This is a genomic window from Ruegeria sp. P8 (assembly GCF_056534665.1).
Window position 1 is genome coordinate 23373 of sequence record NZ_JBQERC010000016.1, and the last position, 21968, is coordinate 45340.

The 21968-nt window shown below is 61.0% G+C and carries 25 protein-coding genes; 8 read left to right on the plus strand and 17 right to left on the minus strand.

Translation table 11 applies throughout. From position 1 onward, the window contains the following. Positions 1–48 precede the first annotated feature (48 nt). From cobD to ACR0BZ_RS16025, 3 genes are read left to right on the plus strand one after another with little or no spacing between them, the layout of a single operon-like run. A complete protein-coding gene (cobD, locus tag ACR0BZ_RS16015) occupies positions 49–1014 on the plus strand; it encodes a threonine-phosphate decarboxylase CobD (protein WP_480920721.1) in 966 nt (321 codons plus the stop codon). After that, the gene (cbiB, locus tag ACR0BZ_RS16020; protein WP_480920722.1) at positions 1011–1931 is read left to right on the plus strand and encodes an adenosylcobinamide-phosphate synthase CbiB; all 921 of its coding nucleotides are present in this window, start codon (positions 1011–1013) and stop codon (positions 1929–1931) included. Before cobD ends, cbiB begins: the two co-directional genes overlap by 4 nt. A gap of 11 nt (positions 1932–1942) precedes the next feature. Beyond that, the gene (locus ACR0BZ_RS16025; RefSeq protein WP_480920723.1) at positions 1943–3106 is read left to right on the plus strand and encodes a lytic murein transglycosylase; all 1164 of its coding nucleotides are present in this window, start codon (positions 1943–1945) and stop codon (positions 3104–3106) included. A 75-nt stretch (positions 3107–3181) separates the two neighbouring features. On the opposite strand, the gene ACR0BZ_RS16030 is transcribed toward ACR0BZ_RS16025, so the two are convergent. The 5 genes from ACR0BZ_RS16030 to ACR0BZ_RS16050 form a co-directional block, all read right to left on the minus strand. Beyond that, entirely contained in the window at positions 3182–3982 is an 801-nt protein-coding gene (locus tag ACR0BZ_RS16030; protein ID WP_480519443.1) for a glycosyltransferase family 32 protein, read from the minus strand. A gap of 272 nt (positions 3983–4254) precedes the next feature. Then, positions 4255–4605: a hypothetical protein gene (locus ACR0BZ_RS16035; RefSeq protein WP_480494786.1), complete on the minus strand. Its 351-nt coding sequence runs from the start codon at positions 4603–4605 to the stop codon at positions 4255–4257. A gap of 53 nt (positions 4606–4658) precedes the next feature. Next, positions 4659–8114, minus strand: coding sequence for a chromosome segregation SMC family protein (locus ACR0BZ_RS16040; protein WP_480920724.1), 3456 nt, complete (start codon positions 8112–8114; stop codon positions 4659–4661). Positions 8115–8254: 140 nt separating this feature from the next. Then, complete coding sequence (locus ACR0BZ_RS16045) at positions 8255–8662, minus strand: hypothetical protein (protein WP_480920725.1); 408 nt, start codon at positions 8660–8662, stop codon at positions 8255–8257. A 44-nt stretch (positions 8663–8706) separates the two neighbouring features. Then, entirely contained in the window at positions 8707–9900 is a 1194-nt protein-coding gene (locus ACR0BZ_RS16050; RefSeq protein ID WP_480920726.1) for an aminotransferase-like domain-containing protein, read from the minus strand. Between the two features lie 150 nt (positions 9901–10050). Between ACR0BZ_RS16050 and ACR0BZ_RS16055 the strand changes: the two genes are divergently transcribed. After that, positions 10051–10821: an FCD domain-containing protein gene (locus tag ACR0BZ_RS16055; protein WP_480920727.1), complete on the plus strand. Its 771-nt coding sequence runs from the start codon at positions 10051–10053 to the stop codon at positions 10819–10821. Positions 10822–10844: 23 nt separating this feature from the next. Here ACR0BZ_RS16055 and ACR0BZ_RS16060 read toward each other — a convergent pair whose 3' ends face one another. The 7 genes from ACR0BZ_RS16060 to ACR0BZ_RS16090 all read right to left on the minus strand — a co-directional run bounded on the left by ACR0BZ_RS16060 (position 10845) and on the right by ACR0BZ_RS16090 (position 15573). Then, positions 10845–11678, minus strand: a complete 834-nt coding sequence (locus ACR0BZ_RS16060) for a hypothetical protein (protein WP_480920728.1) — start codon at positions 11676–11678, stop codon at positions 10845–10847. Positions 11679–11879: 201 nt separating this feature from the next. Next, complete coding sequence (locus ACR0BZ_RS16065; RefSeq protein ID WP_480487178.1) at positions 11880–12440, minus strand: F0F1 ATP synthase subunit B; 561 nt, start codon at positions 12438–12440, stop codon at positions 11880–11882. A 5-nt stretch (positions 12441–12445) separates the two neighbouring features. Then, positions 12446–12997, minus strand: a complete 552-nt coding sequence (locus ACR0BZ_RS16070; protein WP_209506152.1) for a F0F1 ATP synthase subunit B' — start codon at positions 12995–12997, stop codon at positions 12446–12448. 86 nt (positions 12998–13083) lie between these two features. Next, on the minus strand, positions 13084–13308 hold the full coding sequence (locus tag ACR0BZ_RS16075) for a F0F1 ATP synthase subunit C (RefSeq protein WP_005981269.1): 225 nt from the start codon (positions 13306–13308) through the stop codon (positions 13084–13086). A 48-nt stretch (positions 13309–13356) separates the two neighbouring features. Beyond that, a complete protein-coding gene (locus ACR0BZ_RS16080; protein WP_480538728.1) occupies positions 13357–14142 on the minus strand; it encodes a F0F1 ATP synthase subunit A in 786 nt (261 codons plus the stop codon). Positions 14143–14144: 2 nt separating this feature from the next. Then, positions 14145–14477, minus strand: coding sequence for an AtpZ/AtpI family protein (locus ACR0BZ_RS16085; protein ID WP_480483780.1), 333 nt, complete (start codon positions 14475–14477; stop codon positions 14145–14147). A 184-nt stretch (positions 14478–14661) separates the two neighbouring features. Further along, positions 14662–15573, minus strand: a complete 912-nt coding sequence (locus ACR0BZ_RS16090) for a DMT family transporter (protein ID WP_480920729.1) — start codon at positions 15571–15573, stop codon at positions 14662–14664. 87 nt (positions 15574–15660) lie between these two features. On the opposite strand from ACR0BZ_RS16090, the gene ACR0BZ_RS16095 reads away from it, so the two are divergent. Then, a complete protein-coding gene (locus ACR0BZ_RS16095) occupies positions 15661–15996 on the plus strand; it encodes an ArsR/SmtB family transcription factor (protein WP_209598796.1) in 336 nt (111 codons plus the stop codon). Here the strand turns inward: ACR0BZ_RS16095 and ACR0BZ_RS16100 are convergent. The 3 genes from ACR0BZ_RS16100 to ACR0BZ_RS16110 all read right to left on the minus strand — a co-directional run bounded on the left by ACR0BZ_RS16100 (position 15993) and on the right by ACR0BZ_RS16110 (position 18321). Next, positions 15993–16406 (minus strand): universal stress protein, encoded by a 414-nt coding sequence (locus ACR0BZ_RS16100; RefSeq protein WP_480920730.1) that lies wholly within the window; start codon positions 16404–16406, stop codon positions 15993–15995. The genes ACR0BZ_RS16095 and ACR0BZ_RS16100 overlap by 4 nt on opposite strands. A 125-nt stretch (positions 16407–16531) precedes the next feature. Beyond that, complete coding sequence (locus ACR0BZ_RS16105) at positions 16532–17446, minus strand: DMT family transporter (protein WP_480920731.1); 915 nt, start codon at positions 17444–17446, stop codon at positions 16532–16534. Beyond that, a complete protein-coding gene (locus ACR0BZ_RS16110) occupies positions 17443–18321 on the minus strand; it encodes a LysR family transcriptional regulator (protein WP_209506137.1) in 879 nt (292 codons plus the stop codon). The genes ACR0BZ_RS16105 and ACR0BZ_RS16110 overlap by 4 nt, the downstream gene beginning before the upstream one ends. Positions 18322–18440: 119 nt before the next feature. On the opposite strand from ACR0BZ_RS16110, the gene ACR0BZ_RS16115 reads away from it, so the two are divergent. Together ACR0BZ_RS16115 and ACR0BZ_RS16120 are read left to right on the plus strand one after the other, a co-directional pair. Beyond that, entirely contained in the window at positions 18441–19022 is a 582-nt protein-coding gene (locus ACR0BZ_RS16115) for an FMN-dependent NADH-azoreductase (RefSeq protein ID WP_480832577.1), read from the plus strand. A gap of 72 nt (positions 19023–19094) precedes the next feature. Beyond that, a complete protein-coding gene (locus tag ACR0BZ_RS16120) occupies positions 19095–19832 on the plus strand; it encodes an aspartate/glutamate racemase family protein (RefSeq protein WP_480920732.1) in 738 nt (245 codons plus the stop codon). On the opposite strand, the gene ACR0BZ_RS16125 is transcribed toward ACR0BZ_RS16120, so the two are convergent. Beyond that, positions 19833–20363: a prolyl-tRNA synthetase associated domain-containing protein gene (locus ACR0BZ_RS16125; protein WP_480920733.1), complete on the minus strand. Its 531-nt coding sequence runs from the start codon at positions 20361–20363 to the stop codon at positions 19833–19835. Positions 20364–20450: 87 nt separating this feature from the next. Here ACR0BZ_RS16125 and ACR0BZ_RS16130 point away from each other — a divergent pair, with 87 nt between their 5' ends. Beyond that, positions 20451–20966: a hypothetical protein gene (locus ACR0BZ_RS16130; RefSeq protein ID WP_480920734.1), complete on the plus strand. Its 516-nt coding sequence runs from the start codon at positions 20451–20453 to the stop codon at positions 20964–20966. A gap of 3 nt (positions 20967–20969) precedes the next feature. On the opposite strand, the gene ACR0BZ_RS16135 is transcribed toward ACR0BZ_RS16130, so the two are convergent. Further along, positions 20970–21857 carry a sulfotransferase domain-containing protein gene (locus ACR0BZ_RS16135; RefSeq protein WP_480483789.1) on the minus strand — a complete coding sequence of 296 codons (888 nt, stop codon included), beginning with the start codon at positions 21855–21857 and terminating at the stop codon, positions 20970–20972. Positions 21858–21968 lie beyond the last annotated feature (111 nt).

Consider the following 21968-nt stretch of genomic DNA (forward strand, 5'->3'; position numbering starts at 1 on the left):
ATCCGCTTGAAGCACCCCGAAACCGGTCAATCCCCGCAGAGAGAGCAGATGAGTACACTTGATCACGGCTTGGACCCCCGCGCAGTTCGCGACCACGGCGGGGGGCTGGACAGGGCGATTGTCAGGTATGGCGGAGCGCGTGCAGATTGGATCGATCTGTCGACCGGAATCAATCCGCATCCTTACGCCGTTGCGGGCCTGACCGCCGGGGATTGGGCCGAATTGCCGGATCACGGTGCCTTTGAACGGCTGAGTGATGCGGCCCGCAGGTTCTGGAACGTGCCGCAAGGGGCTGCAATCCTACCGGCGCCCGGTGCATCGGCTGTCATCTCTCGTATTCCGGCGCTGGCCGCGCCAGGGCGTGTCCAGATCACGCCGCCCACCTATAACGAACACGCCGCCGCCTTTTCGGCGCAGGGGTGGCGTGTTCAGCCTGAGGGCGCGGCTGACGCCCGCGTGATCGTGCATCCCAATAACCCGGACGGGCGCATCTGGCAGGAAAGCGATGTCTCGGCCCCGCTGAACGTGATCGACGAGAGCTTTTGCGATGTCACGCCAAAGGCATCGTTGATCCATATGGCGGAACGTCCCGGCGTGATCGTGCTGAAGAGTTTTGGCAAGTTCTGGGGGCTGGCCGGGATGCGGCTTGGGTTTGCCATCGGGCGGCCTGAGTTGATCAACCGCCTGAACGACCTGACCGGACCCTGGTCTGTGTCCGGCCCGGCCCTGCGGGTTGGAACGCAAGCCCTGTCGGACGATGACTGGGCCGATGCCACGCGCGCGCGACTGGCGGATGAGGCGGCCCGGCTGGATGCGCTGATGCTGACCAGGGGCGCAGATATCGTCGGTGGCACCAGCCTGTTTCGTCTGTATCGGGTTGATGACGCCTTGGAGTGGCAGGACCGGCTGGCCCGCGCCCATATCTGGAGCCGGATCTTTCCTTATTCAACAACCTTTCTGCGTCTGGGTCTGCCGCCAGAAAAGGGGTGGGACAGGCTGGAGGCCGCGCTGTGAACCCTGCCCTGATGCTGGTCTGCGCCATGTGTCTGGACGCCACTCTGGGAGAGCCCGACTGGCTCTGGTCCCGCGTCAAACACCCGGCGGTGATGATCGGCAACATGATCGGATGGCTGGACAAACGCCTGAACCACGGGCGCGGTCGGCGGTTGAAGGGGGTGGCGGTGCTTGCCCTTCTGATCTGCGGGGCATGGGGTCTTGGATGGGGTCTGTCGCAGCTGGGGCCGGTGGTTGAAATTCTTGGCTGCGCGATTCTGCTGGCGCAGAAGTCGCTGGTTGCCCATGTCCGCGCGGTTGGTGACGGGTTGCAAACCTCGCTGGAAGACGGGCGGGCGCAGGTGGCTATGATCGTCTCGCGCGACACGCAGGACATGACCGGGGCACAGGTGGCACGTTCCGCCATCGAAAGCGCGGCAGAGAACCTGAGTGACGGGGTCATTGCCCCTGCCTTCTGGTTTCTGGTCGCGGGGCTTCCGGGGTTGCTGGTGTACAAGGCGGTGAACACCGCCGACAGCATGATCGGCTATCGCACCGAAACGTACCGCGATTTTGGCTGGGCTGCGGCCCGGTTCGACGACCTGCTGAACCTGATCCCCGCCCGCCTGACCTGCGTGATGATCGTGGCGCTGTCCGGCCAATGGTTACGCTGGCGCGAGATTGCGGGGGATGCCCGGCGGCATATCTCGCCCAACGCCGGCTGGCCCGAGGCCGCCATGGCCCGCGCCCTGAATGTCGCGCTGGCGGGGCCGCGCAGCTATGATGGGCAGGTGCGCGACCTGGCCTGGGTCAATGGTGACGCCCCGCGCGAGATCGGCGCATCAGAAGTTTTTCGCGCATGTGACATGCTCTGGCGGGTTTGGGGGCTTGCGCTTGGGCTCGTGTCAGTGTGGGTTGGGGTCGAACTGATATTCTGACGGACCTTTTCATGCGTATACTCTCTGGCCTGATCGCCGCTGCCCTGTTCACCTCACCTGCGCTGGCGCAATGTGGCGGTGGTTTTAATTCCTTTGTCAAAGGGCTGAAGGCCGAAGCCGTGCAGCAGGGTTTGGACGAATCAGCAGTGAACGGGTTTTTTGACGGGGTGCAGCAAGACAGCGCCGTGCTGAAGGCCGACCGGGCGCAGGGCGTTTTTCAGAAGCCCTTTGTTGAATTTTCCCGTCGTCTGATTTCGCAGAACCGGATCGAGCGCGGGCAAGCGATGTCGCGTAAGTACGATGCGGTCTTTGATCGGATTGAGCGCGAGTATGGCATTTCCCGCGGGGTGCTGCTGGCCTTCTGGGCATTTGAAACCGATTACGGATCGTTTCAGGGCGACTTCAACACCCGCAACGCCTTGGTGACGCTGGCCCATGATTGCCGCCGCCCGGAACTGTTCCGGCCGCAGATCTTCGCCGCCATCGAGCTGTATCAGAACGGTGATTTCGACCCGGCCCGCACCACCGGCGCATGGGCCGGAGAGATCGGCATGGTGCAGATGCTGCCGCGTGACATACTGGAAAACGGCGTCGATGGTGACGGTGACGGGCATGTCCGCCTGAAAAGCTCGGCCCCTGATGCGCTGATGTCGGGGGCCAGAATGCTGTCTCATCTGGGATGGCGCGCGGGTGAGCCGTGGTTGCAGGAGGTCACCGTGCCCGCGCAGATGGACTGGTCCCTGTCCGGCCCCGGCAAACCGCGTTCGGTGGCGGAATGGCAGGCGATGGGCGTTCAGGCGCGCAGCGGGTCCTTGGCCAACCTGCCCGCCTCGCTGATCCTGCCACAGGGGCGCAACGGGCCTGCCTTTCTGGCCTACCCCAATTTCGACGTCTATTTCGAATGGAACCAGAGCTTTGTCTATGTTCTGACCGCCGCTTATTTCGGAACACGGCTTGAGGGCGGCCAGATCTATGACGCGGGCAATCCCGCGCAGGGCCTGAATGGCGCACAGATGAAACAGTTGCAGACTAAGCTTCAGGCCAAAGGATATGATGTGGGCAAGATCGACGGGATCCTGGGGTCAGGGACGCGGGATGCAACGCAGGCCGAACAGAACCGTTTGGGCCTGCCTGCGGATGCGTGGCCAACGATGGAGTTGCTGGAAAAACTCTGAGCCAGCGGCCCGCACTTCTGTGGTATGACGCGAACCCCCAAGATTATTTGACGATATCGGCACCGTCGCCGCTGATTATGTGACCGGATATTTCTTGGGGTCAATTCCATGTCTTTGACAGACAATATCAATGTAACTTCCCTTTGGAGGAATACCGCCGAATTTGCTGCGAATACCACTGCGGGTTTCGCCCTGGAAGTGGTGAAACCGGGCCCAATCGGGTTCGTAGTCTTCAATGTTCTCGACCGGGTCCAGAAACCCGCGACGCGGCCAATACAAATGCCAATGCTGGCCTCGGTCGATTTCACCGGTGACCCCCAGCGCCCAGCGGGTCACGCTTGGGCCGGTTGTCGTCCACGGAAGGTCATAGAGCGTGAGTGTCTCGCCCGCCTCATAGCGTTTGACCAGTTTTTCAATGTGATCACTGCCCAACCAAAACGGGATCGGGACTTCTGACTCAAGGAAATTCAGGATCAGCTTCAGTGCCAGAGAATTTTTGGGAAGACGCAATACACAATTGTTCATCGCCTTATTGCGCCAGACGACACCAAACAGATAGTCCGGTGGAACATCCAGCGGCCGGATGCAGTAGATATCCAGATCAACCCACACATAGTCGGTTTTTTGCAGCATGTGGATACGGAAGATGTCTGAATAGACCGCCATCCGTCGTCGGCCACCGGTCAGGTTTTCGGTGGTTTCATCTGTATAGATTTCGCGGGCATCATGAACAACGACGCCTTCGGGAACATCCATGTTCATATCCAGCACGTACAGGTGGAAGACATAGCCATGATCCAGAAAGGACTGAATGCATACTCTTTCAACGCAAGATAACGGCGAACCAAACCAGAAACTTGCAACTTGAAATTCCAAAACAGCACCTCTTGCCCTAAGCCGAAACGGGGTCGCTGCTGCACTAACGAAGCGGTGCGTGGCTCGTCAACCGCGGCGGCGGTTTTGGCACGACTTACCCTGCTTTGCGCCAGCGCGCTGTGTCGAGGTGCCCACAGTTTGGTTCTGGCCTATCTTCGGGCGTGCATTTTTGGGCTAATGTTCCTGGCGTAGCCTTTGGCACCTGCCGCGGGTTCAGTACGCTGCACGGGTTGGTCCATTGCCAAAGTGACCGTCCTGAACTGCTGACTTCCTTATTCGGGCCGCACCGGGTATCGATCCCCTTTCTGATCGATCAGGATCAGCCGCTCGCCGCTGCGGACATACAGGTCGCAGCGGCTGAACCCGTTGCGGTACGCAATGCAGACGGAACCGTCATCGGCGATGGCGTAGGTTCCAAAGGCGGAATCTCCTCCCGCGTAGGTATAGGAATAGGCCCCACCGGCCGAAAACTTGGCCTGACCATCATCGTAAAAGGTCAGCGTCTGGCCTGCGAGGGCGTCAAGCTCGGCCACTGTCAGCGGGACATCGCCGGGTTTGACAGGCCAGTCGGCGGCGACAACCGGGGTGGCGGCGATGAGGGCGGAGATCAGGAAACGCGTCATGAGGCCAAGGTAGCGCGTTATGCCTGCAATCATCATAACGTTGCGGTGAGCGGTCAGGCCACCATCTGCTCGGCCTTCTTCAGATCGACCGAAACCAGCTGGCTGACGCCCTGTTCCTGCATGGTGACGCCGAACAGACGATCCATGCGCGCCATGGTCACCGCGTGGTGGGTGATGATCAGGAAACGGGTGTCGGTCTGGCGGCACATCTCGTCCAGCAGGTCACAAAAGCGGGTGACGTTGGCATCGTCCAGCGGCGCGTCAACCTCGTCCAGCACACAGATCGGGGCCGGGTTGGCCAGGAAGACACCAAAGATCAGCGCGGTCGCTGTCAGGGTCTGTTCGCCGCCCGACAGCAGGCTGAGGGTCGAGAGTTTCTTGCCCGGCGGCTGGCACATGATTTCCAGCCCCGCATCCAGCGGGTCGTCGCTTTCGACCATGACCAGATTGGCCTCACCCCCGCCAAAGAGGTGCTTGAACAGCATCGCGAAGTTTGAATTCACCTGTTCAAACGCGGTCAGCAGACGCTCGCGCCCTTCGCGGTTGAGGCTGGAGATGCCGCTGCGCAAGGCTTTGATCGCTTCTTCCAGATCGGCCTTTTCACTGCTGAGCGTGTCGAATTCTTCCTGAACGTCCTTGCTGTCTTCCTCGGCCCGCAGGTTCACCGCGCCCATGGCGTCACGCTGGCGTTTGTGACGGTTCACTTCGGCCTCCAGCGCATCCGCGGCGGGCATCTGGTCGGGGTTTACGTCCAGCTGGTTCAGCAGCTGGTTCGGGGTCAGTTGCTGGTCTTCGGCAATTCGTTCTGCTGCCGCAAGCACGCTTTCCTTTGCCGCGTCACTGCGCGCCTCGGCTGCGGCGCGGTTTTCGCGAGCTTCCGAGGCCAGGCGTTCCGCCTCACGCTCGGCCATCACCACTTCGCGCAACTGTGTTTCTGCTTCGGCCAGCTTGTCGGCGGCGTCGGCCCGACGGGCTTCGGCGGCTTCGATCAACTCGTTCAACTCTTCCCGCGCCTCGGCGATTTCGCCGGGGACGGCCATGGCCTCGGTCAGTTCCTCTTCCGAGCATTCCTTGCGCTCGGCCAGTTCCGAAATCCGTTTCTCTGCCGTTTCCAGACGGTGCCGCCAGCCGCTGAGATCCTTGGTGACCTCCTGCGTGCGACGGGTACGGGCATCGCCTTCACGGCGCAGCTCATCATGGGTCGAGCGGTGGGTCAGCATGGTGATCCGCGCCGCCTCGACCGTCTGTTTGATGTCCTCAACCTCGGCGCGGGCGCTGTCGAGGTCACCCAGATCGTTCAGCGCCGCCTCGGCTTCGCGCAGCTGCACACGGGCGGACATGGCATCTTCCTTGTGGCGATCCACGGCAAGGGCCAGTGTTTCCAGCTTGCCCTGCGCAAGGTTGCGATCCGCCTCGGCGCGGCTGAGCTGGCGTGCGGTTTCGGCCATGCGCTGATCAGCGGCACGGCGGGCTTCGCGCGCGCGTCGGTCGGCCTCGGTCACGTCCGCCAGTTGCCGCGACAGGGTTTCATGCGCGGCGCGGGCGCCGTCGGCCTGCGCCTCGGTGCGGGCCAGTTCCTGTTTCAGCGCCTCAAGCTTGTTGAGCTGCTCCAGTCGCAGCGCCGCCGCACTTGGCGCATCCTCGGCCCAGGCGCGGAACCCGTCCCAGCGCCACAGATCGCCCGAGCGGGACACAAGACGCTGGCCCGGTTTCAACGACGCCTGCAACCGCGCGCCCTTATCCGCATCGACCAGCCCGATCTGCGCGATGCGACGGCTGAGCCTGTCCGGCCCTGACACGTGCAGCGCCAGCGGGGCGACCCCATCGGGCAAGGGCTGATCGCTGTCATACCCTGCCACCTGAACCCAGCCGGACGGGCCGTCACCTTCGACCAGCGGCGCACGGAGGTCATCGGCAAGCGCAGCACCCAGCGCCTTCTCAAAACCCGGTTCCACGCGCAGCAGGTCCATCACCTGCCCGCCTTCGGCCGTGTCGCGTTCCACCAGCTTGGCAAGTGCGGTGGTTTCGGCGCGGATTGCACCCAATTCGCCTTCGGCCTCGGACCGTTGCGCGCGTGCCTCGGCTTCGCGGGCCTGCGTTTCATTGCGCAACTCATCTGCGGCGGCCAGCGCCTCTTCGGCGGCCTCGGCGGCTTCGCGGGCTTCTTCCTCGCTTTCCTGCGAAGTTTCAAACGCCTCGCTGGCACGGGTCAGGGCTGTTTTGGCCTCATCCACGGCCAGCCGGGCTTTTTCCTCTTCGCCCTCAGAGCGTGCCAGCGTCTTGCGGCTGTCTTCGACCAGTCGCTGCGCCGACTGGTGACGGGCGACCAGACGCGCCATATCTTCGGTCTGCTGCGACAGGTGGTCTTCGCGGTTCTGAAGGATCGACGCGGCTTCGCGGGCAATTTCTGCGGCTTCCGCCACCTTCGCGTCATGCCCTTCGGCAGCCTTGGCCAGTTCGCGGGCTTCCCATTCCAGCCGTTCGATCATCTGGCCCGCATCGCGGTTCAGGCCGGTTTCCCGGTCGATATCCTTGCCGAGCTGATGAATGCGGCTGGTCAGTGTTTCAATGGTCTGGCGCGCGCGGGTTTCCTGATCGGTCAGTTGATCGCGCTGCACCTGCTGGCGTTGCAGGACAGCGGCGGCGATGGCCTCTTCCTCGCGCAGAGGGGGCAGGGTTTCTTCGATCCCGGCCCTTTTTGCTGCTGCGGCGCGGGCTTCGGCCTCGGCGCGGGAGGCCTCGGAAATCCGGGCCCGCAGCTTGTCTTCAGCCTGCTGGCGGGCCATGTCGGCCTCTTTCCAGCGGCGATAGAGCAGCATTCCCTCGGCCTGACGCAGCTGTTCGCCGATTTCGCGATAGCGTGCGGCCTGACGGGCCTGACGGGCCAGTTGCGCAAGCTGCCCGCCCAACTGCTCGAGCACGTCATCGACGCGGGTCAGGTTGGACTCGGTCGCTTTCAGCTTCAGCTCGGCCTCGTGCCGGCGTTGATAGAGCCCCGATATCCCGGCGGCCTCTTCCAGAATGCGGCGGCGGGCGCGGGGTTTGGCGCTGATCAGCTCGGCGATGCGGTTCTGCCCCACAAGCGCCGGGGAATGGGCACCGGTCGAGGCATCCGCGAACAGCATCTGCACATCGCGCGCGCGCACATCCTTGCCGTTGGTCTTGTAGGCGCTGCCGACATCGCGGGTGATCCGGCGCACGATTTCAAGCTGGTCGGTGTCATTGAACCCCGCAGGCGCCAGACGTTCGGAATTGTCCATGGTCAGGACAACTTCGGCGAAATTGCGGGCGGGCCGTGTGGCGGCACCGGCAAAGATCACGTCCTCCATCGCGCCGCCGCGCATGGATTTGGGGCGGTTTTCCCCCATCACCCAGCGCAAGGCTTCCAAAAGGTTGGACTTGCCACAGCCATTCGGACCCACCACACCGGTCAACCCGTCCGCGATGATCAGATCGGTCGGATCAACAAAGCTTTTGAAGCCGGTCAGTTTGAGCTTGCTGAAACGCAATGGCCGCGTGTCCCGTGATTCCTATGAATTGAAAGTCTGCGCAAGGGATGGGGTCCGAGTCAACGCAGTTGCGCAGGATATGGCATATCAGTGCAAGTTATCCACAACATCTTGCCGAAATGCGCAGGAACACGCGTATGTCAGTATGGGCTGCATTCAAAGACCTGATAGCCGCTGTCGCCTCCGACATTTTCGTAGATACCATAGTCGATACATTCATATCTGGGCGTCGAGACGGCAGTCAGCAGCAGCCGTTCCCCCGCCTCGCGGTCACAACCCAGAACACCAACCGTGACAGCCGCGTCGCCCAGCACGTCGAGGATCGGGCAGCCCGAAACCTGCGCCATGGCCAGCGCGGCCCAATCCCGAACAGGGCCAAGCCGCGGGGCGTATTGCGCGTTGATCCGCACCGCCTCGGCCAGATCGCCGCGCACGCGCACGTCGAACACACTGCCGTTCACCGCCACGCGGGTGGCAGGAACGTCGCGGAAATGCGGGGTCCCGGCGGCGCAGGCGGCCAGCAGAAGAGGTGCGAGAAACCGGATCATGCCGCAGAGTTGCAGCATATTGGTTAACAGAACATTTCCGGACGTCAGGCGCGCAGAACCTCGCCCAACCGGCGGATGCCTTCGCGGATCGTCGCCTCGTCCGAGTTCGAGAAGCTGAGCCGGATCGTGTTTGCCCCGCTGCCGTCTGGGAAGAATGCCTGACCCGGCACAAAGGCCACTTTCACCGTATCCAGCGCCTGTGCCAGCAGGTCAGACCCGCTGATCCCCGCCGGGAGTGTCACCCAGACGAACATACCGCCTTCGGGGCGCGTCCACGCCACCCCGTCGGGCATGTGCTGTTGCAGCGCATCCAGCATCGCATCACGGCGCGCGCGGTAAGTGTCGCGCACTTTCGGGATATGGGTGTCAAAGCACGCTTCCGCCACCTGATGCACGGCCATCTGGTTGATGGTCGCCGAATGCAGATCCGCCGCCTGTTTCAGCAGAACCATCTGCGAGATGATCGGCTTGGCCGCAACCACCCACCCCATGCGCAGACCCGGTGACAGAGTTTTCGAGAAGCTGCCACAATAGATCGTCCGGCAGTTTTCGATCGACCCCTTTCGTGCCTGTTCCAAAGCCAGGATCGGCGGGATCGGATCACCGTCATAGCGCAGTGCCTGATAGGCGCCGTCTTCGATCAACGCGCAGTCCAGTTCGTCGGTCAGGTCCAGCAATGCCTCACGACCCGGGCGGGTCAGGGTTTCGCCTGTCGGATTGGCAAAATCGGGCGACAGATAGGCGAATTTCACGGCGCCATCCCCTGCCGCAGCCTTGAATTCATCGGCCCCCTTGTTGCCATTAAGCCGGTCAAAGCGCGGCTCATACGCGTTGAACGCGGCAAGAGCACCCAGATAAGTGGGCCACCCGACCAAGGCCGTGTCGCCGGGGGACAGGAACAGCTTGCCCAGATAATCCAGCGCCTGCTGCGAGCCCGAGGTGATCAGGACGTTGTCCATGTCACATTCCACTCCGATCTCGCGCATGTGCTGCACCAACCACCGGCGCAGGGGGGCATAGCCTTCGCTGACCGAATATTGCAGCGCCTGCGCCTGCATGTCCGGCCCCAATGCCTGCTGAAACGCCTGCGCGAAAGCCTCGGCGGGAAAAAGCGCGGGATCCGGAATGCCACCGGCAAAGGAAATGATGCCGGGCTGATCGAGCAGTTTCAGCAGCTCGCGGATTTCTGACGCCTTCATCCGGGAAGCCCGGGTGGCAAACAAAGGGTGATGGGACATGAGGCTCCTCCGATCTCATTTCGGCGCAGCCTATGCTTTCTCAAATTAAAGTCAACACTTCTGACCTAATATTTCAGCGGATGTGACCGGGTATTCTTGAACAGCCCCCTTGTCCATGGTCAAATGAGTTGACCAATTTCGGAACGGACCATGCCTTTTCAGAAAGTTCAGACGGAAAAACTGTCGCTTGCGGTCGTTCGCCAGATCGAGCTGTTGATCCTGCGCGGCATCCTGCGCCCCGGGGAGCGCCTGCCGCCCGAGCGTGAGTTGGCCGAACGGATGGGCGTGTCGCGCCCGTCCCTGCGCGATGCGGTATCCGAGCTTCAGGAACAGGGATTGCTGACAACAAAAGCCGGCTCCGGGATCTATGTGGCCGAGGTTTTGGGCTCGGCCTTTTCGCCGGCGCTGATCCGGTTGTTCAGCAGCCATGACGAGGCCGTATTCGATTACCTGTCCTTTCGCCGCGACATGGAGGGGCTGGCGGCGGAACGAGCCGCGCGGCTGGGATCAGAAAGCGACCTGAAGGTTGTTCAGACGATCTATGACAAGATGCGGGCAGCCCATGACCGGAACGCTGCGGACCAAGAGGCCCAGCTGGATGCCGAGTTTCATATGGCCATCATCGAAGCCAGCCACAATGTGGTGATGCTGCATATGATGCGGTCAATGTATGACCTGCTGGTGCAGGGTGTGTTCTATAACCGGCGGACAATGTTCCAGCAGCGCGCGACCCGCGAGGCCATTCTGGACCAGCACAGCACTATCAACGCAGCCCTTCAGGCCCGCGATCCGGCAGCCGCACGTCAGGCCGTCGAAACGCATCTGAGCTTTGTCGAACGCTGCATGATCGATCAGCAGAAGGCCGAGCGGAACGAGGCTGTTGCGCAGCAAAGGTTGCAGCACGAAACCCGTCAGGCCTAGCGCTTTCCAAGTGCCCTCAGGGATCAGGCGGCCCCGGTCTCGGGCTGGATCAGGTGTGACGGGAAAGGTGCGCCGCTGCCTTCGCCCAGATCGTCATTCGGGGCGATGGTTGTCAGGGCCGGGTCGATGAACAGCCGCGCGCCCCGGTCCCTGAGGTGTTTGTGCAGCATCACATGTTCGCACACGAGGTCGCCTTTTTCATCCCGGCAGGAATAGCGCAGGCCACGCAAGGCGCGGGTCTTGTACAATCCTGCACCGCCAAAGGCGCTGTCGACCGGTATCAGGGGCATATTGGACGGAATGTGGTACTGGCGGTCAAAAACCGCCGATTTCAGCAGAACTTTCCGCCACTTACGGCGCCCGAACAGGGGCTTGCGCGTTGTCCGAATTCTTTGCCAGACGTCTTCGTCACACCAGCCCGCGCAACGCAGGGCGTAAATATCGTAATAGGCCGGTTGGGAATTCGCGAAGACACCTTCCCAGCGTGGTACAGACCGATGTGCGGCCGTCAGAACCGTCTGAACGTCCAGACAGACATTCGGCCCGTTCAGATCTAGCACCAATGTCAGGTCGTGACCGCTGTCGCGTTCTTCCAGCCTGTTGAGGACTGCGTTTCTGGCCGCCGTGATCCGCTCGACCCGGTCTGGCAGTCTGGACGCCAGACCGTCCATGCGGACAAGGTCCACATTCGGGTCGCGGCGCGCGAATTCGGACAGAACCCGATCTGTACGATCGGCGTTGTCGTTTGTCGCGATGGTCACGGAATAGCGGTGCAAGCGGGTGGTCAGGTCTTCGATCCTGTTGATGCTTTCGATCAGCGCGGCCCCGCCGTTCCTGACCACCCCAACAATATTCATCGAAACGTCTTCGCCTGCCACGGCCCGTCTTTCCCTGCTCTTTTCGCACCCTTAGACCCCAAGCGGAACATTCAGACCCTCTGAAGGGTACAGAATCCGGGTGATGTTGTGGTCAATACAATCAGCCCCGCCACCAAAACAAAAGACCCGACAGCGCAATGCTCTCGGGTCATCTGCGTTTTTTACCTGTCGGTGTCCCCGTCAGTGCAGCTTGGCGCCCACATCTGCGATCGAGGCATCGATCAGCTTGTTCGCCTGCGCGGCTGTCATTTGCTTGGCCAGAACCGAGCTGGCGGCGGCAATCGCAACCGAAACGGCCTGATCGCGCACGTCTTTAACGGCAGAGGCTTCGGCCGAGGCAATCTGATCCTGCGCAGCAGCCAGACGGCGTTCAATCGACTTTTCGAGATCGACCTTCGCCTGGTCCGCAGCCAGAGCCGCGTCCTGTTTGGCCGCCTCGACAATCGCATCAGCCTGTGCCTGCACTTCACGCTGCTTGCGCTCGTACGAAGCCAGCAGGCTGCGTGCTTCTTCATGCAGGGCGCGGGCTTCGTCCAACTCGGCCTTGATGCCTTCGGCACGGTTGTCCAACGCACCGCCGATCATGCCCGGCACCTTGAAGTAGAACAGGACCGCGATGAAAACGATGAAGCCCAGAAGGACGACAAAGTCGGTGTTGCCAAGCGAGAAGAACGGGCCGCTTGCAGCCAGCGCGGGGCTGGCGGCACCAACGGTCAGGATAAGGGCAAGAGTGTTCCGCATGTCACTTATCCTTTCATCTGCGCGTCAATGGCACTGTCGATGGCTTTGGCATCCGCCTCGCCGCCCAGCGCGGTGACCAGTTCAGCCGCCGTATCCTTGGCGACCACTTGAATGCTTTCCAGCGCACCGGCACGGATTTCGGCAATTGCCTTTTCCGATTCAGCCGCCTTTGCAGCGATTTCCGCGTCCGCTCTGGCAATCGCATCATCCAGACCAGCCTGGATTTCTGCGCGTGCTTCTGCCGCGATACGCTGCGCTTCGGCACGGGCATCGGCCAGCGCCTTGTTATAGGCCTCTTCGGCCTCGACCGCTTTGGCCTTCAGATCTTCGGCCGCAGCCAGGTCATTTGTAATGGTCCCCCGGCGCTCGGCCAGGATTGCCGCGATGCGGGGCAGAGCCACGCGAGACAGGACCAGAAAGATGACGACCAGCGTAATGACCAGCCAGAAAATCTGGTTGGGGAACCAATCGAAGCAGAGCTGCGGCATCCCGATGGCAGAGCCATGCGAGTCAACGCACGCGCCAACTACTTCTTCGCTAATGGGTTCAGTCGCCATGATGTCCTCCGTCGGAACGTTGTCTTTACAACAGGTGGGCGGCTATGGCTTGGACCCACCTGCGCGTAAGGATCAGGTTCCGCAGATTAGACGGCGAACATCAGCAGCAGCGAGACCAGGAATGCGAAGATCCCCAGGGCTTCTGCGAATGCGATACCGATGAACAGGGTTGCGGTCTGCGAAGCAGCCGCCGAAGGGTTGCGCAGGGCGCCGGCCAGGAAGTTGCCTGCAACGTTGCCCACCCCGATTGCGGCTGCGCCGGAACCGATTGCTGCCAGGCCTGCGCCGATGTGTGCGAGATCGCCTTCCATGATGTATCTCCTTACGAATTGGAAGTTTCGATGTTGGGTTATCGGACCTTAGTGCGAAGGATGCAGCGCATCTTTCAGATAAACACAGGTCAGAATGGTGAATACGTAGGCCTGAATGAAGGCCACCAGGACCTCGAGACCGTACATTGCGGTGATCGCCAGAACCGACACGGGCGAAATCAGGGAAATTGCGGCAAAGCCTGCAAACACCTTGATCACCGCGTGGCCAGCCATGACGTTACCGGCAAGACGAATGGAGTGGCTGACCGGGCGTACGAAGTACGAGATCAGCTCGATGATCGCCAGGATCGGGCGCAGCGCCAGCGGCGCGCTGGAGACCCAGAACAGGCCCAGGAACGCGGCACCGTTCTTGACGAAACCCAGAATGGTCACGGTCAGGAACACGGCCAGCGCCAGCGGGATGGTCACGGCGAAATGCGATGTGGTGGTGAACGAGGTCGGGATCAGGCCCAGGAAGTTTGCGGTCACAATGAACATGAACAGGGTCATGACATAGGGGAAGTACTTGACACCGTCCTTGCCGCAGATGTCTTCCAGCATCTTGTAGATGAAGCCATAGGCCAGTTCCGCAATCGACTGCATCCGGGTCGGGACGATGGCGCGCTTTGATGTGCTGAGAACCAGCAGGCCAAAGATCGCCACGATGGCCAGGAACAGCCACAGGGTCACGTTGGTGGGGGTGTACCAGGCAATCTCGCCACCGAACAGCGGCTTGACGATGAACTGGTCCATCGGGTGAAACACCAGGCTGCTGGCTTCTGCTGCGTGGTCTGCGCCTTCGGCGCCGTGTGCTGCGGTGGTCTCGCTTGCCACGTTCAGTCCCTCTCGTCCTTTTCGGCCTGCATATGGGCCGCTTGTTTATCTTGAACCTCTTTCGCGCTGCGGAGCATAACCTTCACGCCCGCGACAAGGCCCAGCAATGTGAACAGCACCAGAAAGATCGGGATTGTCCCGAGCAGGCTGTCCAGCCCGTATCCGATGCCAAATCCGATCCCCAGACCGGAAACCATTTCGATGACCATCCTCCAGGCAAGCTCGCCCCCGGATATGTCACTGTCAGCGCGGGCAGCCGGTTGTCTGGCCTTTTTCGCCGCGTCGATCTTGGCCTCAAGCTGCGCCATACGCTGCTTTTGGTCGTCATCGGTCACGGACGGAATCCTCGCGCTGTCTTGCGCATGGTGCTAAGGCGCGAAAGGCGCAGAGTCAACGGCGTTGATGGCGTGAAATGACGCAGGTTAGTGTGTTGTTTTTAAACTGTTATTACTGGTAAACTCGTCCAGCCAAATTGCTTGCCCATGCCCTGAACGGCAACAATCACCCAAAAACCCATATTCAACCTTTTGGTTGATCTTTGTGCGTGCGCTGAGGCCACAGGTGTCGAACAAGACGTCCGTCGATCAGCAAGAGCCCGGCAAAAATCGCCGCCATGCCCATCAAATGTTCGGGTTGCAGAGTTTCCCCCAGAACCCAGGTTCCAAGTATCAGGGCGGAAACCGGCGCGATCAGCGTGACGGTCGAAATGTTGGTTGGCCCGACCCTGGGCAGCAACCAGTAGAAGGCAATGAAAGCGGCCGAGGTCAGCACAAAACCGATCATCAGCAACGAAAGCCAGGTTTCAGTGTGCTCGATCACCGGCAGGCCTTCACGCCAAAGCGCCAGGGGTAATATTGCCAAGGCCGCCCCCGTCAGGGCCAGGGCGACCAGCACCACCGGCTGCATGTCACGGAAGGCCCGCGCAATGTTGACGGAAAACGCGTAACAGATCGGCGCGCACAGGGTCAGCAGAACCGCCCAGAACTGAGAGGTTTCACCATTACGCAAAATCGGAACGGACAACACGACAATCCCAATGAAGCCGCACAACACGCCAAGGGATTTCAACAGCGTCGCACGCTCGCTTCCCGGCCAGAAATGCGAAACGATGACGGCAAAGGCCGGTGTTGTCGCATTCACGATCCCCGCCACGCCGGACGCGATATGCTGCTGCCCAAGCGCATAGAACGCAAATGGTGCGGCATAGCTGAGCGCCCCGAACCCCAGCAGACCGATGGCGCGCCCGAGTGTCAGGTGAACCGGCATACGGGCAGCAATCACATAGATCCAACAGCCCAGCGCCCCAAATGCAACACGCCCCAATGACACGGATAGCGGCCCAAGTTCGCGCAGCAATATGGCGTTGAACATGAAAGACATGCCCCACCCGATGCCAAGGACGCAGATCACCAGCCAGTATTTCAGCGCCATAGCCGCCCCCCCCCTTGCGCAACACCGCTGCACAGTGACGTGATGGGGGAAATTGTCAAACGGGTTCTCGCCCATTAGGAAAGACCCATGTCCAACGATCTCGACACCGTGTTTGCGGCCCTTGCCGACCCCACCCGCCGCGCCATTCTGGCGATGCTGCTGGAGGACGATATGGCTGTGACGGATGTGGCCGAGCCGTTCGAGATGTCGCTGGCGGCGATCTCGAAACATCTGGTCATCCTAACCAAGGCCGGGCTGATATCACAGGAAAAGCGCGGCCGGGTGAAATGGTGCAAGCTGGAACCCGACGCGCTGCGCACCGCTTCGGTCTGGATGCAGGGGTTCGGTCAGTTCGAACCCATCAACCTGGATGCGTTCGAACGGTTTCTGGAAGTCGAGCTTCCGACCTCGGACGAGGCCTAGCGCACCACGAAGACCGACATGCTGGCATGTTTGGCCAGATATCCGGCGTGGCTGGAAAAGATGTAATCGGTGATCCGGGGCGCATGGGTGCCCACGATGATCAGGTCTGCACCGATCTCTTCTGCCGCTCGGGTCAGGTCGCTGTCCACTTCGGCAGCAACATCGACCGAGTGTATCTTGCGCACCGCAACTTCGGCCGCGCCTTCTGATGCAAGCTGTTCGGTGAAGTCGGCCAGTTGCTTGTCTATCTCGGCCTCGGCTTCCGAGGATGCACCCATATGGGCCCCGCTGACACTGACCAGAGTGATCTTGGCGCCCTGCCATTTTGCCACCTGCGCGGCGACATCCGCGGCCTTGCGAACCTCGGGCGGCAGATGGCGGTCAATCGGCAGCATGATATGTTTGAACATAATCTCCTCCTTTTGTCCGCTTTCCAAGGTAGTCCTGAGACCAAGGGCCTGCCTTGATCTGGCTCAACAGATTCTGCTTTTGGAATTCGTGGGCAATCTGTACCGGTTTCAGACCGGGAGCGGCTTTATTCAGCCGCCCGGCGTTGGGGGCTGTTGCGCGGGGCCTCTTCCTTCAGCAGCATCAGCAGGGCAATGACCGTCAGCGCCACACCGCCCAGGATCAATCCCGTCGGGACAGGTTTGCCCAGCGCGATTTCCCACATGATCACCCAGCTTGGCACCAGATAGGTATAGGCCATGACCTTGGCCGACGGCAGCCGGAGCGAGGAGAATTGCACCAGAACGAAACTGGCCGCCGTTGCGAAGAACGAGATATAGAACAACCCGAGCCAGACGATGGCGGGAAGGGCTGCCCATTCGGTCGCTTTCAGGTCGGACCAGCCGAACAGGACCAATAACAGGCACCCGGCAACCAGCGTTCCGAACGTGAACACGACGGCTGGTTCTCCGCGGTTCAGCCTGCGGATCATGGGGGTATAGATCGCGTGCGCAACACATCCCCAGAAATAGATGATCTCGCCCCCGCCGATCTGGAAGGCGCGGAACATCTGCCAGTCGGCCCGAAAGATCACCCATAGCGCCCCAATCGCACCGATGGTCAGGGCCATTGCCATGCGCGGCGTGGTGATCTGGCGCAGCAGGACCCAGCCCGCAATGGCCGAGACAACGGGGGTCAGGGTGAAAACCGCGGCAGCGCTGACCGGCGGGGCGGTTTGCAGCCCGTAAAACATCAGGACAAAGTAGGTGGCGAACAACCCGCCCAGCACCAGAAACCGCCAGGGCGCCTGCGCGGCACTGCGGGGCAGACCGGTTGTCGCCAATGCCGCCACACCAATCACCACAGCCGCGATGGCAAAGCGCACCGCGTTCAAGGCAGCAGGGGCAATTTCGTTGGCAATCATCGACCCAAGCGAGAAACTGCCTGCAACAAGGGCCGAAAAAGTCAGCATGGCCAGATGGCCACGCATCTGCGGGTTCATGGACACCAGCCTTTGGAGGCTTCTTTCAGAAAACTCAGGAACGCTTGCACCTTGGTCGTTCGGTGCAGGTCCACATGGGTCACCAGCCACAGGTTGCCGAACCATTCCGGAAGCGGGTCGATCACTTCGACCAGAGTGTCATGACGGGCGGCCTCCCAACGGGCCATAAAGCCGATACCGGCCCCGGCCAGAACGGCCTCGCGCATACAGAAATTGTTGGTGCAGCGAAAGGTGATGCGGTCGGCGGATACCGTGTTGCGCAGCCACCGGGTGAACGGCGCACGGCTGCTTTCATCGTCAGAGCTGACGAAGTGGTGGTTTCCGAAATCCTCGATGCCCGAAGGTTTGCCGTGCCGTTCGATATACGAAGTACTGGCATAGAGGCCGACTTCTTCCTGCCGGAAAGGTTGCACAACGTTGTCGGGCTGATCCGGGGCCGATCCCGCACGGATTGCAACATGCGCCTCGCCATATTCCAGCCGGAACAGGCGGTCTCCGGTCAGGTAGCGCACGATCAGCTCGGGGTGCATCTTTTGAAATTCGGTCAGCGTCGGCACCACCAATGGCGCGATGGAGCCCAGCGACGTCACCACCAGTTCGCCCGATACATCGTCACCGCGCCCCTTCATCCGGCCGACAAGCTGGTTGAACTGGTCTTCGGTAGCCTGCGCCACGCGCAGCAAATCGTCGCCCGCTTCGGTCGGGGTGTATCCCCGCGCATGGCGCTGGAACAGTTTGACACCCAACCGGGCCTCGATCGCGTCGATGTGGCGGATCACCGTGGCGTGGTGCACGCCCAGAACCTCGGCGGCACCGCTGACGGTTCCCATGCGTGCCACCTGATAGGCGGTCCTCACCTCATCCCAATTGTCCATCGTCACACCGTTCTGTGCAATTTCCAACAATAACTGTTGATGTATCCGAGTTTTGTTCGCAAACGCAACAGCCATATTGGGATCAGAACAAGATTACCCTGACCTTAAGGACCCAGAAAATGGCTAAAACCATCCTACATATCGACGCCTCTGCCCGCCGCGTGGCTTCGACCACCCGCGACCTGTCTGACAGCATCGTCCGGCAGTTGGGTGCGGACCGCATCATCCGCCGCGACCTGGCTACCCCCCTGCCCCTGCTGACCGAAGACTGGATCGCCGCCAACTTTACCCCGGCCGAGCAGCGCGACGACCTGCAGCGCGACCGGCTGGCCCTTTCGGACGCGCTGGTGACCGAATTGCAAGAGGCCGATACCATCGTTATCGGCCTGCCGATCTACAACTTCTCGGTCCCCGCTGCATTCAAGGCCTGGATCGACCTGGTCGCCCGAGCGGGCCTGACCTTTTCCTATTCGGAAAACGGACCAAAAGGGTTGCTGGAGGGTAAACGCGCCATTCTGGCAATCGCGTCGGGTGGTACTGCTGTCGGGTCCGAGATCGACTTTGCCACCAACTATGTGCGTCACGTTCTGGGCTTTATCGGCATCCATGATGTAGCGGTCATCGCCGCGGATCAGATGGCGGTGAACCCCGAAGCCGCGCTGGAAAACGCCAAAAAGGCGGTGACAGAACTGGCGGCCTGATCGCCTCTGGTCAATGAGCCCTGAAACGTCCAGTCTGCTGGTCAGATGGAACTGGCGGACTGGATGGCGCGCATGAAGAAGATCGGAATTCTGGGTGGTGTGGGTTGGGCCTCGACCGTGGACTATTACAGGGCCATTGCCGAAGGTGCCGGGCGTCATTTTGCGGCGCGCGGCCACGGCGCGCCCCTGCCGATCCCTGCCATGACCATCGAGTCAGTCACACAGGCCAAGACCCGCGCCTTGCGGGGTGTCGCCGGGGACGAAGCCAGCTGGGCGGCGTTTGATGCGGTGTTTCGCGACGCGCTGCTGACGCTGGAGCGCGCAGGCTGCGATTTTGGCATCATAGCGTCCAACACCCCGCACGCGCGATTGCACGCGATCAGACAAGGTGTTTCCATGCCCATCCTCAGCATTTTCGACGCGACGGCAGAGGCTACGGCCAGCACAGGCGTGTCAAACGCGTTGGTGCTGGGAACAACCGTGACGATGCAGGCCACCAACTATGCGGATCGTCTGGCGGCCGAGGGCATCACTGCAAATGCGCGGCTGCCCGACCCCGAGATTTCCGAGATGCAGGCCATGATCGACAGTGATTTCTACGGTGGTGCCTCTGATGCGGCCCGCGCAAGGCTGCTGGACTTTTGCAACAAACACGCCCGTCCCGGAACCGCCATTCTGCTGGCCTGCACCGAGCTGCCGCTGGCCTTTCCAAAGTATCTGGATGACCCGGTATTCGAGGCCGACGGGCACCTGTTCATCAACCCATCCGCCGCGCATGTCGCCGCCGCGCTGAAACTGGCGCTAGAGTGATCAGGGCAGCCACGTAACGGTGCAACCGATGCGATCGAAGAACGCCATCACGTCGGATTGTTTCATCACAACGGTACGGTCATTGACCAACGGGTGCATATAAATCACCTCGGCCCCTTGGGCGGCGGCGTCCATGAAGAATTGCACATCGTTCTGCACGCCGTTGATCATCGCCAGCGGGCTGACCGCGCCGGGGCGAATACCAAGGTTCTGCAACAGCCGGTCTGCCGACCCAAAGGACAGGGCGCCGACACCCAGTTCTGCGCCCAGCGCCTTGAGGTCAATCTCGCGGCTTTGTTCCAGCGTCACCAGGTAGTTGCGCTTTTTCTTGTCGCGCAGGTACAGGTTCTTGACCCGCAACGCGTTCTCGCCCGGCACCATGAACTGGCCTTCCACGGCCTTGGAGTCCTCGACCGTGCGCAAGGGAACATGGGTATGCAGGCGGTAGGGCAGCCCCCAATCATCCAGCTGCGCCAACAGCGCGTCAGAACTGAGCGGCAATGTATCCTGAAATGTGGATGATGCGTCCATGGGGCCCTCCTGTTTGTAGCGCTCATCGCGCAACATGGCGGCGAATTCAAGCTGGGGCAGAGCAGAAAACGGTGCTAGCGTGCTGCCATGAAAGTCACTCGAAACACTCCGACCCAACTGATCCTTGCCGACACGCCCTGGTTCATCGGAATCATGCTGGTCTTTTTCATACTGGCCTTTGTCGGCGCAGGTCTGGCCATGGTCAGTGACGGCGGCGAGAATATCTGGTTCGGGCTGTTCTTTGCATTAATCGGCGGCGGGCTAGGCGTCGGGGCGTTTTGCGTTTTCGTGCGGCGGGTTCAGGTCATTCTGGACCGCACAAAGAACAGCATTCTGATCCGCAGGCAGTCTGTCTTTGGCTATGAAGCGATTGAGCATCAGCTGTCCAGCCTGTCCCATGCCGAAGTTGAAAGCTCGACTTTCCGCAGCGACAGCAGCAGTTCGACGCTGTATCGCCCGGTTCTGGTGCTGGACAAGGGAATGAGCGAAGGGCGTCATCCGATTGTCGATGCGTACTCGAACGGGCGCGGCGCGCATAATCTGGTGGACGCGGTCAATGCATGGCTGCCCGCGCAGCAGGAAGACACGAAGGAACAGGCCTGACGATTACAGGACTTGTCCGTGCTCCAGCCAGGCTCGATCGGCCGGTGTCACCATTTCGGACAGGCGCGCGTCGTATCGGGCCATGTCATCGGCGGTCAGCTTGCCCTCCCATTTGTTGCTGGTCCCGGACGAGAAGAACTGCGCGTAATCCTGAAACGCGCTTTTGAAACCGGGCTGCTGCGAAGCGCGCCGGGCGTTTTCCTTCATTGAACCAAAGCTTGCGGCCTCAGCGATATCGTCGATCATTTCTGGTGCGATCTCGGTCCCCAAGATGTTTGCGATCCGCGCCACCTGTCCCGGCAAATCGCGGCTGAGTTCGGCGTAATGCAGGAAATGGATGTTTGGCAGATGCCGGAACGCGCGGAATGAACGGTAATGGTGGACGTATGAGGCCAGCGTCAGATCGTCAGTGCCCTTTGACGAGGCGGGCCGGTCCAGAAACATCGCGAAGGCTTCGGAAAGATCATCGGGAAACAGGTAGTCCAGCCAGTCGTCTTTCATGTTTTCCACATGGCGGCGCAGCGAGAAATGCACGTCAACCGGATGGCGATGCACCACCAGATAGGTCGCATCCGGGGAATAGGTGATCCCGTCCAATGGCGTGTGGGTCTTGATGCACCGTCTGTGCGTCTGTGCGGCAAGTATTCTGTCCTGCTCCTCACGATCTCTGAACCCGCAATCGAGCCAGGGGGAGACCGCGTTGTTGTACACGACTGGATCCGCGGTTTTGGTGATCAGCATTCGTACCAGCGTCTGTGTCCACGTGGTGCCGCATTTGGGAGGCGTGCAGACAAAGATGTCGTCGGGACGGATTACGAAGTCGGACCAGATATCGGTATTCGTGACTTCACCGACATAATCCTTGGTGCGCTGCGGCAATGGTTGACTCATGACCAAACTCCAAAACTGACCCCGACCTTTGGACGCTACACCAAGTGGCCAGATGCTCAAAGCGTTTGCCTTGACTCGCAGCGCCCAGAGGCGTAGATGACCGCCAAACAT